Origin of the sequence: Leifsonia sp. McL0618 (assembly GCF_049994905.1) — a bacterium.
GTDB lineage: Bacteria > Actinomycetota > Actinomycetes > Actinomycetales > Microbacteriaceae > Diaminobutyricibacter.
In genome coordinates this window covers 2,536,447-2,551,027 of record NZ_CP188258.1, presented here as the reverse complement: position 1 = coordinate 2,551,027, position 14,581 = coordinate 2,536,447, and the positions used below count along the sequence as shown (strand labels likewise).

Genomic DNA, 14,581 nt, shown 5'->3' with positions numbered 1-14,581 from the left:
GTCGCGGCTCAGTGGCCGCCGGCCGTGTCCTCGCCGTTCGATGCCGACAGCGGCGTGGCGATGTCCTCGAGGGTCTTGCGCTCCGCATCGACACCGAGCACAACTTCGACGAGGCCCGCTGCGATCATCAGGCCCGCGCCGATGTAGTAGCCGATCGCGACCGCCTGGATTCCACCGCTGATCAGCTGTCCGAAGAGGATCGGCCCGATGATCCCGCCGATGCCGGTTCCGACAGCATAGAAGAAGGCGATCGCCATCGCGCGGGTCTCCATCGGAAAGATCTCGCTCGCTGTCAGATAGGCGGCGCTGGCCCCGGCGGACGCGAAGAAGAACACGATCATCCAGCAGATCGTGAGCCAGAACGCATCGAGTAGGCCCGCGGAGAAGAGCATCGCCGTGCCGACCAGGAGCAGGCCGGAGCCGATGTACGACACGGAGATCATCACCTTGCGGCCGACGGAGTCGAACAGGCGGCCGAGCGCGATCGGGCCGAGGAAATTGCCGAGAGCGATCGGAACAAGCGACCAGGGTGCGACATCGGCGGGCACACCGAGCAGCTTGGTGAGCACGAGCGCGTAGGTGAAGAAGACGGCGTTGTAGAGGAAGGCCTGGCCGATGAAGAGCGACAGACTGAGCACGCTGCGTTTAGGGTACGTGCTGAACCCGACGCGGATGATCTCGCCGAATCCGGTCGAACGCCGCTGGCGGATCTCGATCCCCTTGTCCCAGGCGACCTCCGGAAGGGTGTCCCCGGTCTCCTCCTCGATGTCGTGCTCGATCCGCCCGACCAGCTTCTCCGCGCCCTCGTCCTGCCCGTGGATGAACATCCAGCGCGGCGACTCCGGCACGTTCCGCCGCACCAGGAGGATGACGAGCCCCAGCAATGCCCCGAGCCCGAACGCGAGGCGCCAGCCGAGCGCAGGCGGGAAGATGCTCGTGTCGAGAAGGAACACCGTCAGCACGGCGCCGAAGGCGGTGCCCAGCCAGTACGAGCCATTGATCGCCAGGTCGACCGCGCCGCGACGGCGGGCCGGGATCAGTTCGTCGATCGCCGAATTGATGGCCGCGTATTCTCCGCCGATGCCGGCCCCGGTGAAGAACCGGCAGATGAAGAAGAAGACCGGCGTGAAGGCGAAGGCCGTCGCGACGGTCGCGACCAGGTAGAGCCCGAGGGTGATGATGAAGAGGCGTTTGCGTCCGAAGCGGTCGGTGAGGTAGCCGAAGACGAGTGCGCCGGTGCAGGCGCCTGCCACGTAGATCGCCGCGGCAAGACCGACTTGCGCGGTCGTGAGTCCCAGCCCGCTCGACGGTTCTGTAAGCCTGCTGCCGACCGCGCCGACGATGGTGACTTCGAGCCCGTCCAGGATCCAGACGGTGCCCAGTCCGATCACGACGAGCCAGTGGAAGCGTGACCAGGGCAGTCTGTCCAGGCGGGCCGGGATGAGGGTCGTGATGGTCTTGAGCTTCGTCGCGTCGGTGGTCACGGTTCGAAGGTACTGAAGAGGGCGCACCAAGGTCAGGGGTTGACTATCAGAGCGGCCGGTGGTTGTCGGCCTAGCTGATCAGATGATGCGTTGTCAACCCCTTGTCCGGGGTATCTCACACATGTTTACCCTTGGCGTGGCCCGGATGCCCGATCGTAGCCGGACCACGACAAGAGAAGACACGGAGACCGACATGACTGCGCTCGAAGTAACGACTGATCCGGTTCGCGACTATCTCAATTCCATCGGTCGCACCCGGCTGTTGACGGCCGAAGAGGAAGTCTCTCTCGCCATGCGCATCGAAGTGGGCGTGCTCGCCGATGAGCGCCTCCTCACCCGTCCCGGCCTGACGCCGGCACAACGGCGGGAACTGATGTACCTTGCCGAGGACGGCCGCAGGGCCTTCGATCGGTTCATCGAATCGAACCTGCGCCTGGTCGTGAGCATCGCCAAGCGCTATGCGGGACGCGGGCTGCCCGTAATGGACCTGATCCAGGAAGGCAACCTCGGCCTGGTGCGTGCGGTCGAGAAGTTCGACCACCGCACCGGCAACAAGTTCTCGACCTATGCGACCTGGTGGATACGCCAGTCGATCCTGCGCGGCATCGCCGATACCGCGCGCATGATCCGCATCCCGGTGCACACGGTCGAGAAGATCGACAAGCTGGACCGCATCCGCCGCGATCTGGGCGGCGAGTTGGGCCGCACCCCGACGCTCACCGAGTTGTCGGAGGCGTCGAACCTCCATCCCGACCAGGTGCGCAAGCTGGAACGCAGCAACTCCGAGACCGTCTCCCTCGCGGTCCCGGTCGGGGAGAACGACGGCGCCGAACTGGGTGACCTCATCGAAGACGAGGACTTCCCCGGTCCGCATGAAGCGGTCGAACTGTCGTTCCGTCACGAGGACCTCGAAAGGCGTCTGAGCACCCTTCCGCCGCGCGACGCGCGCGTCGTGCGGCTCCGCTTCGGCCTCGACGGGCACAAGCCGCTGACGCTCGACGAGGTCGGCGAACTCTACGGGATCACCAGGGAGCGCGTACGCCAACTCGAGACCAGAAGCCTCGAACGACTGCGCTGCCCGGAACTCCGCGAGTACCTGGCCTGATCAGGGCCGCTCTCCGGCGGGCGAAGACCGTCGCCTCAGGCGAGGTCGGGGTTCTCGTGTTCCGCCGTGGCCTGGTCGAAGGGGATGTCGCCCGGGCGCTCACCCTCGGTTTCGGCGTCGTCGGCCGTCGCTCCTCCCGCGGGGGCGCTGGTCGGCGTCGCGTCTCCCGGGGTTCCGGAACCTGGGGTTCCGGAGTCTGTGGCTGTCATGAGCTTCAGCCTCGCTTCCTGCTTCTTCCAGTGCCGCTTTCGGCACCTCACCACCCACGCTAGGCGCCCAGACGCCGCAGGACAACCTGCAGTCGTCCCCAGTTGCTGCTATCGACGTTGCTGGGTGATCTCTGCGCTCGCCTCGTCGCGTCCGAGTGCCCCGATCTCTTCCGTCAGCTGAAGCCCCTGAGCGCTGTTGGACGAGAGGGTGAGTGCCTCGAGCCATTCCTTGTTGATCTTGGGCTGCCGACCCCCGTTGTACCGGAACAACAGGGGGATGGCCGGGTCGATCCAGATCGCGCTGCGACCGTCTCCGACGCTCTGCTCATCGCGCCACGAGAAGAAGAAGCCCTCCTTGCGGCGCAGCTTCAAGCCGATCACGATCTGCAGGTGCGCCAGGACGCGGTCTTCGAATCCGATCTCGGTCGTCGTGCCATAAATCAGCTTGCCCATGCACAGAAACTACAACACAGCATCGCACTGCAGGCATTTCTGGGGCAATGCAGGATGCGACGACTTTGTCAAGCCCCCTGTGTCCGTTATTTGCCAGATCCTGGCTCGGCGTCATCCGCCGGGGTGTCGGCGATCGCGCTGAGGTCGGTGAGAAAGCGGATGACCACGTCGCGCTCCTGGGGAGTCAGCCCTTTTGCGACGTCGAAGCGCCTCGCGTGCTGCCGGCCGACCGTGCGCCGCACCTGTTGGTGCGTCTCGTCTGTGATCGCGATCGTGATCGCCCGCCGGTCTGTGGGGTGCGCATGGCGCTCGATGTGACCGGCGTGTTCGAGCCGGTCGAGGAGTTTGGTGGTGGACGCCGTCGAGACGTGCAAGTGTTCGGCGAGCGCGCCGGCCGTGACCTCGACGCCCTGGTTCATCGAAGCGATGATGTACCGCAGGGCCCGCATGTCGGTCTCGTTGAGTTTCATGTTGGTACGCGACTCGAAGTTGAGGCGTTGCTCGGCTTCCCGCCAGTCGCGGATCGCCGTGAGCACCGCAACGACCTGCTCGAGGTCCCTCTCGCTGAGATCGTCGTGGACGACCAGTTCCTGCCGCGGATCGATCACACGGGGGTCGAGTAACGACCCGGAGATCCTCCGTGCGTCGTCTCGTCCCGATGCCATGGAATCATCCTATTCCTTCCGGCAAGAAGCGTGCTAAGTTATTTACTAACTTGGCTAGCTAAGGATGGTGGAGTCATGTGGACCCAGACGGAGTCTCCGGCCTCACGGCTCGATCAGGCCGGCGATGTCGAGCAGCGCATCCAGGACTTCTTCGCTGAGCGGGTGGCCGACGCGGCCGGGTACGGCAGCGAGTACGAGCACCTCTGGCGGGCGGCGTCCCGCGCGGCCCATGGAGGCAAACGCACCCGCCCGGCCCTCGTGCTCGCCGCCCACCAGGGCCTGGGTGGATCGGATGCTGCAGCAGCCATCGACCTTGCCGTCGCTTTCGAGCTGCTCCACACGGGCTTTCTCCTGCACGACGACGTGATAGACGGCGACGAGGTGCGGCGGGGTGCACCGAACCTCGTCGGTGAGTTCCGGGCAGACGCGAGGCGTCGGGCGATCAGCGGGGCACGAGCCGCACAGTGGGGGAGCACGGCGGCGATCCTGGCCGGCGACCTGCTCATCCACTATGCGCAGTCCCTGGTCGCCCGGCTCGATGTCGACCACGCGACCCGCGTCGCGTTGCTCGACGTGCTCGACGACGGCCTCTTCGTGACGGCAGGCGGTGAACTCGCCGACGTCGCATACAGCGTCGGCATGAGCGACGCCCGCCTCACCGATGTTCTCGCGATGAGCGAACGCAAGACGGCGGCGTATTCCTTCGAGGCGCCGCTGACCGCGGGAGCTGTTTTGGCCGAGGCGGATCACGCATGCACCCGGGCGCTGGCGGAGTACGGCCGGCGGCTCGGTGTGGCCTTCCAGCTCGGCGACGACCTCCTCGGCACGTTCGGCGCGGAGGACGTCACCGGCAAGAGCGTCATCGGCGACCTGCGGCAGGGCAAGGAGACGCCGATCATCGCCTACGCGAGGGGGACCGAGGAGTGGGCGGTGATCGACCTCTTGCTCGGCCGCCCCGACCTCGGCCACGACGACGCCGCGGCCCTCCGTGCTGCGCTCGAGCGCTGCGGCGCCCGCGCATTCGTCGAGTCCCTCGTGGCCGATTATGTGCGCGAAGCCGTTGCTGCACTCGACGTTCCGGCCTTGCCCTCCGGGCTCGCGTCGCAACTCGGGCTGTTCGCAGACACCTGCATCGGGAGGGTGGCGTGACACGCGCGACGGCGGACCTGACGCGCGCGCGGGCCGCGCATCTGACCGACCTGGCCCTCTACCGCCGTGCGGCGCACGCGAGCTCGGCCCGCGTCATCCACGAGTATTCGACCTCGTTCGGGATGGCGACCCGCCTGCTCGCGCCGACCGTGCGACCACAGGTCGAGGACATCTACGCCCTGGTGCGCATCGCCGACGAGATCGTCGACGGCGCCGCTGGGCAGGCGGGACTCGACCTCGCGGGGCAGCGTGAACTGCTCGACGCGCTCGAGACGGAGACGGTGAGGGCGATGCGCACCGGCTACAGCACCAATCTCGTCGTCCATGCTTTCGCGACGACGGCACGGCAGATCGGTATCGGGTTCGATCTGACCGCGCCGTTCTTCCAGTCGATGCGTCGCGATCTCAGCCCGGTGGATTTCTCGTCAGACGAACTGGCGGCGTACATCTACGGTTCCGCAGAGGTGATCGGGCTCATGTGCCTGCGCGCGTTCCTCGCCGACCAGCCGGTCGCCGGTGACCGCAGGGTGCGCCTCGAATCGGGCGCCAGACGTCTGGGAGCGGCGTTCCAGAAGATCAACTTCCTCCGCGACCTCGCCGTCGACTGGTCGGAGCTCGGGCGCAACTATTTTCCGGGTATCGACCCGGCCCGGCTCACAGAACGGCAGAAGCTCGACGTGATCACGGATATCGACGCCGATCTCGAGGCCGCCGCCGAGGCGATCCCCGAACTGCCGGAGAACTGCCGACGCGCGATCGCTGCAGCGTACGGCCTCTTCGCGGAGCTCAGCGACCGTCTGCGCGCGACCCCCGCCCGCTCGCTCGCCGTGACGCGCGTGAGCGTGCCGACGCGGACGAAACTGGCCATCCTGGTCCGCGCCACCGCCGGGTGGGGCGGGGGAGCGCGGTGACGGACGACCGCCGAGGCGGAGAGGGAGCGCGGGCGGTCGTGATCGGGGCGGGTATCGCGGGCCTTGCGACCGCGGCGCTGCTTGCGCGGGAAGGCTATCGCGTGACGGTCGTCGAACAACGCGCTGAGGTCGGAGGTCGCGCAGGCTCATGGGAGTGCGACGGCTTCCGCTTCGACACCGGTCCGTCCTGGTACCTGATGCCCGAGGTCTTCGACCACTTCTTCCGCCTTCTCGGCACGACCGCACGGGAACAACTCGACCTGCTGCTGCTCGATCCCGGCTACCGCGTCTTCTTCGAGGGCGACGCCGAACCTCTCGACATCGCCGCAGACCTCGCGACGAACCTCGCGACCTTCGAACGCATCGAACCCGGCGGGGGCGCAGCCCTCGCACGCTACCTGCGGAGCGCGCGGGAAACCTACCGGATGGCCGTCTCCCGCTTCCTCTACAGCACGTTCGCGTCGTTCCGGCCCCTGCTGACCGGCGACGTGCTCGCCCGCACACCGAGACTCGCCCGGCTTCTGCTCCAGTCGCTCGACGGGTTCATCCGCCGGTACGTGACCGACCGCCGACTGCAGCAGGTGCTCGGCTATCCGGCCGTGTTCCTCGGCACCTCGCCCTACGCCGCGCCGAGCATGTACCACCTGATGAGCGTTCTCGACCTCGAGGACGGCGTGCTGTATCCGCGGGGAGGGTTCGCCGCTCTCATCGCATGCGTGGAGCGGCTCGCGCGGGCCGAGGGCGTCGAGATCGTGACGGGCGTGCGGGCGACGAGTATCGCATCCGCCGTGCTCACCGTCAGGGACGACCGGCCGCGTGTGGTCGGCGTCGATGTCGCCGACGCGGGGCGGCCGCGGCGGCTCCCTGCTGAGATCGTCATCTCGGCCGCCGACCTGCATCACACCGAGACCGTGCTGCTTCCGCCTGAGCACCGCTCGTACCCGCAGCAGTGGTGGGATGACCGCACGTCCGGTCCCGGTGCCGTACTGGTGTTCCTCGGCGTATCGGGCGATCTGCCCGAACTCGCCCACCACAGCCTCTTCTTCACGGCCGACTGGCGTGGGGATTTCGGCCGGATCTTCGGTAGCCCCCCGTCGGTGCCCGAGCCGGCCTCGCTCTACGTCTGCCGCCCGAGCGCGACCGACGGCGAGGTCGCCCCGACCGGCGCCCAGAACCTGTTCATCCTGGTCCCGGTGCCAGCCGACCCGGAGATCGGCAGTGGCGGTCTCGACGGTGAGGGATCGCCGCAGGTGGAGGCCATCGCCGATGCGGCCATCGACCAGGTGGCGGTCTGGGCGGGCATCCCCGGCCTCCGTGAGCGCATCGTCGTTCGCCGCACTGTCGGGCCGGCCGATTTCGAGCGCGACCTGAACGCCTGGATGGGGGGCGCTCTCGGGCCCGCCCACACCCTGCGGCAGAGCGCGTTCTTCCGCGGGCGCAACGCGTCGTCGCGCGTCGCCGGCCTTTATTACGCGGGCGGCAGCACGGTGCCCGGTATAGGTCTGCCGATGTGCCTGATCAGCGCAGAACTCGTGGTGAAGCGGTTGCGCGGGGACACGTCGACGGGGCCACTCGCGGAGCCGTTGTGAGCATCCTCTACCTCCTCATCCTGATCGGCGCGATCGGCTGCATGGTGCTGCTGGATCGCCGGTTCCGCTTGTTCTTCTGGCGTGACACGTGGCGTGCGACCGTCGTCGGGGTCATCGGGCTGGTGTTCTTCGTCGTCTGGGACCTTCTCGGCATCGCTCTCGGCGTCTTCTCGCGCGGTGATTCCCCGATCAGCACCGGCATTCTCATTGCTCCTGAGCTGCCGGTCGAGGAGATCTTCTTCCTGGCGTTCCTCTGCTATCTCACGATGGTCCTGGTCACCGGGGTTCGCCGCATTCTCGACCGCCGCATTCTCGACCGCCGCATTCTCGACCGGGGGAGGCGACGCGGATGACCTACGGTCTGCTCGCCGCCGGTTTCCTCGCGATCGCCGTCGTCGTGTTTCTCGCAGCCGTCGCCAGTGCGCGTGATCGCCGGGCCCTCGTCGCCCGCTGGAGCGCGCCTGTCGCCATCGCTGCGGTCGTGCTCGTGGTCCTGACCATCGCTTTCGACAATCTGATGATCGCGGTAGGGCTCATGCGGTATGCAAGCCCTGAGGTCTCCGGGCCCTCGATCGGTCTCATGCCGGCCCTGGATCTCGCCTACCCGCTCGCGGCTGTCATCCTGCTGCCCTCGCTGTGGCTGCTCTTCCGGAGGAGGGGCGACGGATGACCGACACAGCCACCCCGCACGTCGCGCGCCAGCTCCTGCTGGCTTCGCGCCCCCTCAGCTGGATCAACACCGCCTTTCCGTTCGCCGCCGCCTACCTGCTGACGACGGGAAACGTCGACGCGACCTTCGTCGTCGGCACCATCTACTTCCTGGTCCCGTATAACCTCGCCCTGTACGGGATCAACGACGTCTTCGACTTCGAGTCCGACCAGCGCAATCCGCGCAAAGGGGGAGTCGAGGGTGCGGTTCTCGACCGGCGGCTCCATCGCCGGGTCCTTGTCGCCGCAGCGGTGGTCAACGCCCCGTTCATCGTCTGGCTGATCGTCGCGGGTTCGCCGGCCTCCTGGCTCGTCCTCGGGTTCAGCCTGTTCGCGCTGCTGGCCTACTCGGTCCCTGGCCTGCGGTTCAAAGAGGTGCCGTTCCTCGACTCGGTGACGTCGAGCATCCATTTCGTGGGCCCGGCCGTGTACGGGCTCGTCCTGGCGGACGCCGTGTTCACGATGCAGCTGTGGGCGGTGCTCGCAGCCTTCCTGCTCTGGGGCATCGGCAGTCACGCCTTCGGCGCGGTCCAGGATGTCGTGCCCGACCGCGCCGGCGGGCTCAGGTCGATCGCGACCGCACTCGGCGCCCGGCGAACGGTGCGGTTCGCCATCGCGGCCTGGGCTCTTGCCGGGCTCGCGATGCTCGCAACCGCCTGGCCGGGGCCGCTCGCGTCACTGCTCGCCGTGCCGTACATCCTCGCCGCCGCGCCGTACTGGTCGGTGAGCGACGCGGACTCCGAGCGTGCGAACGGCGGCTGGCGGCGTTTTCTCTGGATCAATTACGCGTGCGGGTTCGTCGTGACGCTGCTGCTGATCTGGTTCGCCGCCGTCACGCCGTGAAGAACGACCGCAGCTGCGGCGCGATCGCCTTCTCGGAGACCTGGTGCGTCTGGCCTTCCAGCACGGCGAACTGCGAGCCGGGGATGGCCGTAGCGACCGCATCCTGCGCCGCGCGCATCGGCTGTGGCGCCTTTCCGCCCACCATCACGAGTGTCGGCACAGTGATCGCGGCGAACCGGTCGACCGGTGCCGTGAACGTGCCCATCACTTCGAGGTCGTAGGGGAGCGTCGGCGCGACCGCCTTCATCTGGTTCCAGACCTTCGGCATCGCCCGCATCATCACCGGCACGAAGGCGGGTGCGCCGACCATCGGGACGAGGAAGTAGCTGACCGCGGCACCGCGTCTGTCTTCGGCGATGAGCGCTTTCATGTGAGCGAGGTGGTCGACCGACGGGTCTTTCCAGCGGGCAGCGACGTAGGGGGCTTCGTAGGTGGCGAGCCTGCGCATGCGTACACCGGCGGCGGCCGCCTGGAGTGCGAGTCCGGCGCCGGAGGAGCTGCCGTAGACGTATACGTCGCCGCCGGCGGCGGCCATGACGGCCTGCAGGTCTTCGATCTCCCGCTGTGGGTTGTATGGCAGCGTATTGCCGCTCTCTCCGCGACCGCGCCGGTCATAACTGAAGACGGTGTACTGGTCGGCGAGCGTAGCCGCGAGTGGTCGCGACGGGCCGAAAGCCCGGTGGCAGAGGGCGCCGTCGACCTGTACCAGGGCCGGGCCGGTGCCGGTCCGTTCGAATGCGATCGTGGTGCCGTCGGCCGAGGTCGTGGTCTCGGTCACCAGGGTTGTCTGGTCTGTCATCCTTCTTCTCCTGTCTCTGGGGCGGTACCGGCGGCGAGGATGCTGTCGATCTTGTCGAACGATTCGAGCCAGCCCGCCTCGGTGGCGTGCAGGGCATCGGGGTCGAACGGGCCCTGGTGCAGCGTGATCCGGGTGCGGTCACCGTGGTCGTGGAACTGGATGCGCAGGGTCACGGCATCGAGGTCGCCGAAGCCGGTCTCAGCCGAAGCTTCGATCACGATCAGCTCGGGTTCGACGAATTCGACGATGGTGCCCCGCATGGGAAAGGAGCCGCCATGCGCGTCGTCCACCATCGTGAGCTCCCAGCGCCCGCCGACGACGGGCTCGACGACGATGCTGTCGCGCGGCACGGAGAAGCCGGTGGGCCCGAACCACGTCGCCAGCTGCTCGGGACGGGTGAAGAACCGCCACACGAGTTCGCGGGGCGCGTCGAACGCCCGAGTGATGTAGACGTCGGTGTCTGCGACCTCGCCCGGCCTGCTCTCGGTCATCGGTCGCCGCCTTCCCGGTCGTCCTTTTCGCCGTCATCGACAGCTTCCTCGCTCGCCCGGTAGGCGGCAAGGGCGGAGTCGAGCTTGTCGAAGCTGGTGTTCCAGAAGTGCTTGTATCTCTCCATCCACATCGTCGCCTCCTTCAGAGGCTCCGCCTCCAGATGGCTGAGGCGCGACGTCGCGACCCGGGTCCTGGAGACCAGTCCGGCGCCCTCGAGAACTTTGAGATGCTTCGAGATGGCGGGCTGGCTCACTGCGAAGGGCTCGGCGAGCTCGGAGACGTTGGCATCGCCGTCCATGAGGCGCATGAGGATCTCCCGCCGGGTCGGGTCGGCCAGCGCCGAGAAGACGGCACTGAGCTGGTCTGTCGCCATATTTGTATAACCAATCGGTTCTATAACTGATATGGCAAATATACCGCCCAGCGCCGTCGTGTCAAGACTGCGGGACCAGTTCCTGAAGCGTCCAGCGGTTGCCGTCGGGGTCGGAGAAGGTGACGAAACGGCCCCAGGGCTGCGGATCTACCGGGCTCGCGTCCACGCCGTTCGCGACGAGGTGCGCGCGCGCCTCTTCGGCGTCAGGGATGACGACCTGGATTCCGCGCTGCGAACCGGGCTCCATGTCGCTGAGACCGCGGCCGAATGCGATGGAGCATGCCGACCCCGGGGGAGTCAGCTGCACGAAGCGCAGATTCTCGTTCACGGTCTGGTCGAAATCGTCGTGGAAACCCACCTGATCGACATAGAACGCCTTGGCGCGATCCACGTCGGTGACCGGGACGAAGATGAGCTCGATCTTCCAGTTCATGGCACTTCCTTCTTTCGGTGCTGGATCGCGAACGGTTTCGCGATCCGTCGTACTCTCTGTTTCCAGCGTAGGAAGCATTGCGGTCACTTTCTGGCCGCAATAGAAAATCGGTGCAGTTTCGAATCGTGAACGGTCTGCGCAGTCCGCTCACAGCCAGTTGTGAGCAGACTTCGAGCCGCCACCCGATATCGTCATGGTGCGGCCCCATGGCCGCACCGGACCAGGAAAGACCCGCACGCAGCATGAGCGAGAGCCCCGCGTCGCCGACGCCCTATGAGGTGCTCGGCGTGAGCACGTCGGTGAGCCACGACGAACTGCGCCGCGCCTATCGGCGGCTCCTCAGGGAGACGCACCCCGACACCGGTGGGAGCGCGGTGCGCTTCACCGAGGTGCAGCGGGCGTGGGAACTCGTGGGTGACCCCGTCGACCGGGCCGCGTTCGACCGCGGCGAGAGCATCCCGGATGCGGCTTCCGCCACCTCGGGCGGCACGTCCGGCCATGGCTTCAGCGCGACCTTCACGGCATCGTCGCCGCGAGGGACCGCCGTTCGCGCGCGCACGTACGGCCACCCCGGCGGACAGGCCCGCGAACACTATCTGCGCCTCATGCGCGAATGGGTCGGACGCGGCAGGGAGCTCGCAGACCCGTACGACCCGGCCCTCGTGAGATCGGCTCCGCGTGAGATCCGCGGTCTGCTCGCCAAGGCCCTGGCTGAAGAAGCGACGGCGCGCGCAGTGTCGGGGCTCGGCATCGGTTACACCATCTGGAACGACGTCGCCGTGCACCCGAAGTCCGGTTCGAAGCTCGACCATGTCGTTCTGGGCCCCGCGGGACTCTTCGCCATGCGCAGCGAAGACTGGGGTTCGGCCGTCAAGCTCTCCAAAGGCGATCTCGTCGGCGCGGGCATCGCCGACGACGAGGAGCCGTTCCACGAACTCCACCGCGACGCGAAGACCTTCTCACGGCTCGTCGGCGTGCGCTTCACCGGTCTGATCATCGTGGTACCCGACAACGCACTCGACGTTCCGTTCGACCGCATCCAGCGCGGGCGTCTCTCCGGGTCGCTGCTCGTGCGCCGCTCCCTGCTGCCGCAGGTGCTCCGTAACGGTGCATCCGGCGCCGAGCGGCAGAGCGTCGACCGCGTGTTCGATCTGCGCACCCGGCTGCAGGAGGGCATCCGCTTCGTCTGAGCCGGGGCTGCGTCCGTAGCTGGGGGTAGCGTGAAGCGCAGGCGGTCACGGAACCGCCAGTGAAGGAGTTCCCCATGTTTTCACCGGTCCACGGCTTCAGCGGTTTCAGCGTCGACGACATCCCGGCGGCGAAGGCCTTCTATGGCGAGACCCTCGGCCTCGACATCAAGGAGGGGGCGATGGGCAACCTCGACCTGACGCTGCCCGGCGGCGGAACCGTCTTCGTCTACCCGAAGCCCGACCACGAGCCGGCGAGCTTCACCATCCTCAACTTCGTGGTGGACGACATCGACGCGGCCGTCGACGAGCTCAACGCGCGCGGCGTGGTCACGAGAATCTACGACGACTCGTCCTTCCCGACCGACGAGAAGGGCATCGCACGCGGGAAGGCCGCGGGGCAGGGTCCGGACATCGCCTGGTTCCGCGACCCGGCAGGCAACGTTCTGTCGGTGCTGCAGGACTGACCCGCGGCTGACGTGTCTCAAACGCCGGCGAGGCGCGCACGCAGGGCCATCGCATCGTACGGGGCCCTGACCTTCATGTCGTTGTCGAAGTACACGTAGACGTCGCGGCCCACCCCGTCAGGGCAGGAGGCACCGTCGACCCAGCCCGCGATATCGCGCGCCCACGCGTCGAGAGCCTGCGGTGTGTACCCGCTCGCGTAGAGCTCCTCGTCGCCGTGCAGCCGCAGGTACATGAAGTCGGCCGTCACCTCGCGCAGCAGTGGCCACCGTCCGGCCGTGTCGGCCACCACGATGGCGACTCCGTGCGTGCGTGCCAGACCGATGAAGGCGTCGTCCACGAAGCTCGGGTGCCGCACCTCGATGGCGTGGCGAAGCGGTCGGTCGACCGTGACCGCCGTCCAGGTGCGGCTCTCGTCGAGCGTCGAGGTGCGCCCGAGTGCTGCAGCATCCATCGTGGTCCGTGGGAGCGCCGCGAAGAAGGCGTCGACCCGGTCGCTGTCGAACTGCAGGTTCGGCGGAAGCTGCCAGAGAAGCGGTCCGAGTTTGTCGCCGAGCGTCAGCAATCCGGATGCGAAAAAGCTGTTGAGCGCTTCGTTCGGGTTCTGCAGGCGCCGGATGTGCGTGACGTAGCGACCGCCCTTGATGGAGAAGACGAAGTCGTCAGGCGTCTCCTCGGCCCAGCGCCGGTAACTGGACGGCCGCTGCAGGGCATAGAAGCTGCCGTTCAGTTCGATCGAGTCCAGCCGTTCTGACGCGTAACGGAGCTCGTTCTTGTGTGCGAGCCCTTTCGGATAGAACGCCGAACGCCACGGCGCGTACGTCCAGCCGGAGATCCCGACCCGTGCACGCGCTGCGCTCACGCTCCGTGACCCCGCAGGCGGTCGAGAACGCGCCGATCCCGCTTCGTGGGTCGACCGGCACCGCGCTCACGGATGACAGCTGCAGGTGCCTCGACTGGTGCGACGGGTTTCGGCGTGAGGTCGTCGAAGCATTCGACGGCGACAGAGGCGCCGACACGCTTCACGAGCAGTCTGCGCACGGTGACGATGCGTTCGACGCCCGCCTCCCTGACGCGCACCTCGTCGCCGATGCGCACGGCCTGTGCCGGCTTCGCCTTGTCGCCGTTGACCCTGACGTGACCGCCACGGCAGGCTGCCGCAGCGAGCGACCGCGTCTTGAACAGGCGCACCGCCCAGATCCAGCTGTCGACCCGCACGCTCGCGGGAACCTGGCCGCTCATCCTGCGTCGGCCAGCTGCGACTTCCACTTCACGAGGTTGCGCACCGTTCGGCTCGGGTCATCCGCCAGACGCCCCATGACATCCTCGGGAACGAAGTAGTTGACGGCCACCCACCCGCGCACGGTCTCGGAGCGGTCGTCGGCGAGCATCCGGAGCACGTCGCACGGCGCCGCCTCGTTCCGTGCGAGGCAGGCCCTGACGCCGTCGTCCGGGTCGGATGCGAGGGCGACGAACACATCGTCAGGCGTGTTGTAGCTGCTCGCCACCGACTCGCGGATCTTCGGGTTCTCGTGAACCGCCAGCAACCGCAGCCTGCGCACTTTGCTCTCGGTGACCGGGGGAGAGGGGTGGAGCGCCGCGGCCTCCTCCGGCGTGAGCATCACGGGCGCATGCTCGCGCATGGCCTGCCGCTGGGCCGGAGTGTTGAAGCGGATGCACGACATCCTTCAACGCTACGCGCTCAGGGCGGACCCT

At 67.4% G+C, this 14,581-nt stretch carries 20 protein-coding genes; 9 read left to right on the top strand and 11 right to left on the bottom strand.

Features of this window, described 5'->3' with window-relative positions:
- Positions 1-8: 8 nt before the first annotated feature.
- The gene (locus ACPPVQ_RS12230; RefSeq protein ID WP_426515370.1) at positions 9-1,484 is read right to left on the bottom strand and encodes an MFS transporter; all 1,476 of its coding nucleotides are present in this window, start codon (positions 1,482-1,484) and stop codon (positions 9-11) included.
- A 193-nt stretch (positions 1,485-1,677) separates the two neighbouring features.
- On the opposite strand from ACPPVQ_RS12230, the gene ACPPVQ_RS12225 reads away from it, so the two are divergent.
- Complete coding sequence (locus ACPPVQ_RS12225) at positions 1,678-2,589, top strand: sigma-70 family RNA polymerase sigma factor (RefSeq protein WP_426515369.1); 912 nt, start codon at positions 1,678-1,680, stop codon at positions 2,587-2,589.
- 35 nt (positions 2,590-2,624) lie between these two features.
- Here ACPPVQ_RS12225 and ACPPVQ_RS12220 read toward each other — a convergent pair whose 3' ends face one another.
- The 3 genes from ACPPVQ_RS12220 to ACPPVQ_RS12210 form a co-directional block, all read right to left on the bottom strand.
- On the bottom strand, positions 2,625-2,798 hold the full coding sequence (locus ACPPVQ_RS12220) for a hypothetical protein (RefSeq protein WP_426515368.1): 174 nt from the start codon (positions 2,796-2,798) through the stop codon (positions 2,625-2,627).
- A 108-nt stretch (positions 2,799-2,906) separates the two neighbouring features.
- Positions 2,907-3,251 (bottom strand): ATP-dependent DNA ligase, encoded by a 345-nt coding sequence (locus tag ACPPVQ_RS12215; RefSeq protein WP_345761098.1) that lies wholly within the window; start codon positions 3,249-3,251, stop codon positions 2,907-2,909.
- 86 nt (positions 3,252-3,337) lie between these two features.
- Positions 3,338-3,916, bottom strand: coding sequence for a MarR family winged helix-turn-helix transcriptional regulator (locus tag ACPPVQ_RS12210; RefSeq protein ID WP_426515367.1), 579 nt, complete (start codon positions 3,914-3,916; stop codon positions 3,338-3,340).
- 75 nt (positions 3,917-3,991) lie between these two features.
- Between ACPPVQ_RS12210 and ACPPVQ_RS12205 the strand changes: the two genes are divergently transcribed.
- Genes ACPPVQ_RS12205 through ACPPVQ_RS12180 form a run of 6 tightly spaced genes read left to right on the top strand, consistent with a single transcriptional unit; the run spans position 3,992 to position 9,116 of the window.
- On the top strand, positions 3,992-5,065 hold the full coding sequence (locus ACPPVQ_RS12205) for a polyprenyl synthetase family protein (RefSeq protein ID WP_426515366.1): 1,074 nt from the start codon (positions 3,992-3,994) through the stop codon (positions 5,063-5,065).
- Positions 5,062-5,976, top strand: a complete 915-nt coding sequence (locus tag ACPPVQ_RS12200) for a phytoene/squalene synthase family protein (RefSeq protein WP_426515365.1) — start codon at positions 5,062-5,064, stop codon at positions 5,974-5,976. Before ACPPVQ_RS12205 ends, ACPPVQ_RS12200 begins: the two co-directional genes overlap by 4 nt.
- Positions 5,973-7,565 carry a phytoene desaturase family protein gene (gene crtI / locus ACPPVQ_RS12195; protein ID WP_426515364.1) on the top strand — a complete coding sequence of 531 codons (1,593 nt, stop codon included), beginning with the start codon at positions 5,973-5,975 and terminating at the stop codon, positions 7,563-7,565. Before ACPPVQ_RS12200 ends, crtI begins: the two co-directional genes overlap by 4 nt.
- Positions 7,562-7,918, top strand: a complete 357-nt coding sequence (locus ACPPVQ_RS12190; protein WP_426515363.1) for a lycopene cyclase domain-containing protein — start codon at positions 7,562-7,564, stop codon at positions 7,916-7,918. Before crtI ends, ACPPVQ_RS12190 begins: the two co-directional genes overlap by 4 nt.
- Positions 7,915-8,235 (top strand): lycopene cyclase domain-containing protein, encoded by a 321-nt coding sequence (locus tag ACPPVQ_RS12185; RefSeq protein WP_426515362.1) that lies wholly within the window; start codon positions 7,915-7,917, stop codon positions 8,233-8,235. The genes ACPPVQ_RS12190 and ACPPVQ_RS12185 overlap by 4 nt, the downstream gene beginning before the upstream one ends.
- On the top strand, positions 8,232-9,116 hold the full coding sequence (locus ACPPVQ_RS12180) for a prenyltransferase (protein ID WP_426515361.1): 885 nt from the start codon (positions 8,232-8,234) through the stop codon (positions 9,114-9,116). The genes ACPPVQ_RS12185 and ACPPVQ_RS12180 overlap by 4 nt, the downstream gene beginning before the upstream one ends.
- Here the strand turns inward: ACPPVQ_RS12180 and ACPPVQ_RS12175 are convergent.
- From ACPPVQ_RS12175 to ACPPVQ_RS12160, 4 genes are all read right to left on the bottom strand, one after another.
- On the bottom strand, positions 9,106-9,915 hold the full coding sequence (locus ACPPVQ_RS12175) for an alpha/beta fold hydrolase (protein ID WP_426515360.1): 810 nt from the start codon (positions 9,913-9,915) through the stop codon (positions 9,106-9,108). The two genes, ACPPVQ_RS12180 and ACPPVQ_RS12175, sit on opposite strands and share 11 nt — an antisense overlap.
- Positions 9,912-10,406 (bottom strand): SRPBCC family protein, encoded by a 495-nt coding sequence (locus ACPPVQ_RS12170; protein WP_426515359.1) that lies wholly within the window; start codon positions 10,404-10,406, stop codon positions 9,912-9,914. The genes ACPPVQ_RS12175 and ACPPVQ_RS12170 overlap by 4 nt, the downstream gene beginning before the upstream one ends.
- On the bottom strand, positions 10,403-10,780 hold the full coding sequence (locus ACPPVQ_RS12165; RefSeq protein WP_426515358.1) for an ArsR/SmtB family transcription factor: 378 nt from the start codon (positions 10,778-10,780) through the stop codon (positions 10,403-10,405). Before ACPPVQ_RS12165 ends, ACPPVQ_RS12170 begins: the two co-directional genes overlap by 4 nt.
- Positions 10,781-10,841: 61 nt before the next feature.
- On the bottom strand, positions 10,842-11,213 hold the full coding sequence (locus ACPPVQ_RS12160; protein WP_426515357.1) for a glyoxalase superfamily protein: 372 nt from the start codon (positions 11,211-11,213) through the stop codon (positions 10,842-10,844).
- 242 nt (positions 11,214-11,455) lie between these two features.
- Here ACPPVQ_RS12160 and ACPPVQ_RS12155 point away from each other — a divergent pair, with 242 nt between their 5' ends.
- Both ACPPVQ_RS12155 and ACPPVQ_RS12150 read left to right on the top strand, forming a co-directional pair.
- On the top strand, positions 11,456-12,403 hold the full coding sequence (locus ACPPVQ_RS12155; protein WP_426521252.1) for a DnaJ domain-containing protein: 948 nt from the start codon (positions 11,456-11,458) through the stop codon (positions 12,401-12,403).
- A 74-nt stretch (positions 12,404-12,477) separates the two neighbouring features.
- Positions 12,478-12,867 carry a VOC family protein gene (locus ACPPVQ_RS12150; protein WP_426515356.1) on the top strand — a complete coding sequence of 130 codons (390 nt, stop codon included), beginning with the start codon at positions 12,478-12,480 and terminating at the stop codon, positions 12,865-12,867.
- A 17-nt stretch (positions 12,868-12,884) separates the two neighbouring features.
- On the opposite strand, the gene ACPPVQ_RS12145 is transcribed toward ACPPVQ_RS12150, so the two are convergent.
- From ACPPVQ_RS12145 to ACPPVQ_RS12135, 3 genes are read right to left on the bottom strand one after another with little or no spacing between them, the layout of a single operon-like run.
- Positions 12,885-13,727, bottom strand: coding sequence for a DUF72 domain-containing protein (locus tag ACPPVQ_RS12145; RefSeq protein ID WP_426515355.1), 843 nt, complete (start codon positions 13,725-13,727; stop codon positions 12,885-12,887).
- A complete protein-coding gene (locus ACPPVQ_RS12140; RefSeq protein WP_426521250.1) occupies positions 13,724-14,107 on the bottom strand; it encodes an RNA-binding S4 domain-containing protein in 384 nt (127 codons plus the stop codon). The genes ACPPVQ_RS12145 and ACPPVQ_RS12140 overlap by 4 nt, the downstream gene beginning before the upstream one ends.
- A complete protein-coding gene (locus tag ACPPVQ_RS12135) occupies positions 14,104-14,550 on the bottom strand; it encodes a hypothetical protein (protein ID WP_426515354.1) in 447 nt (148 codons plus the stop codon). Before ACPPVQ_RS12135 ends, ACPPVQ_RS12140 begins: the two co-directional genes overlap by 4 nt.
- Positions 14,551-14,581: the final 31 nt, after the last annotated feature.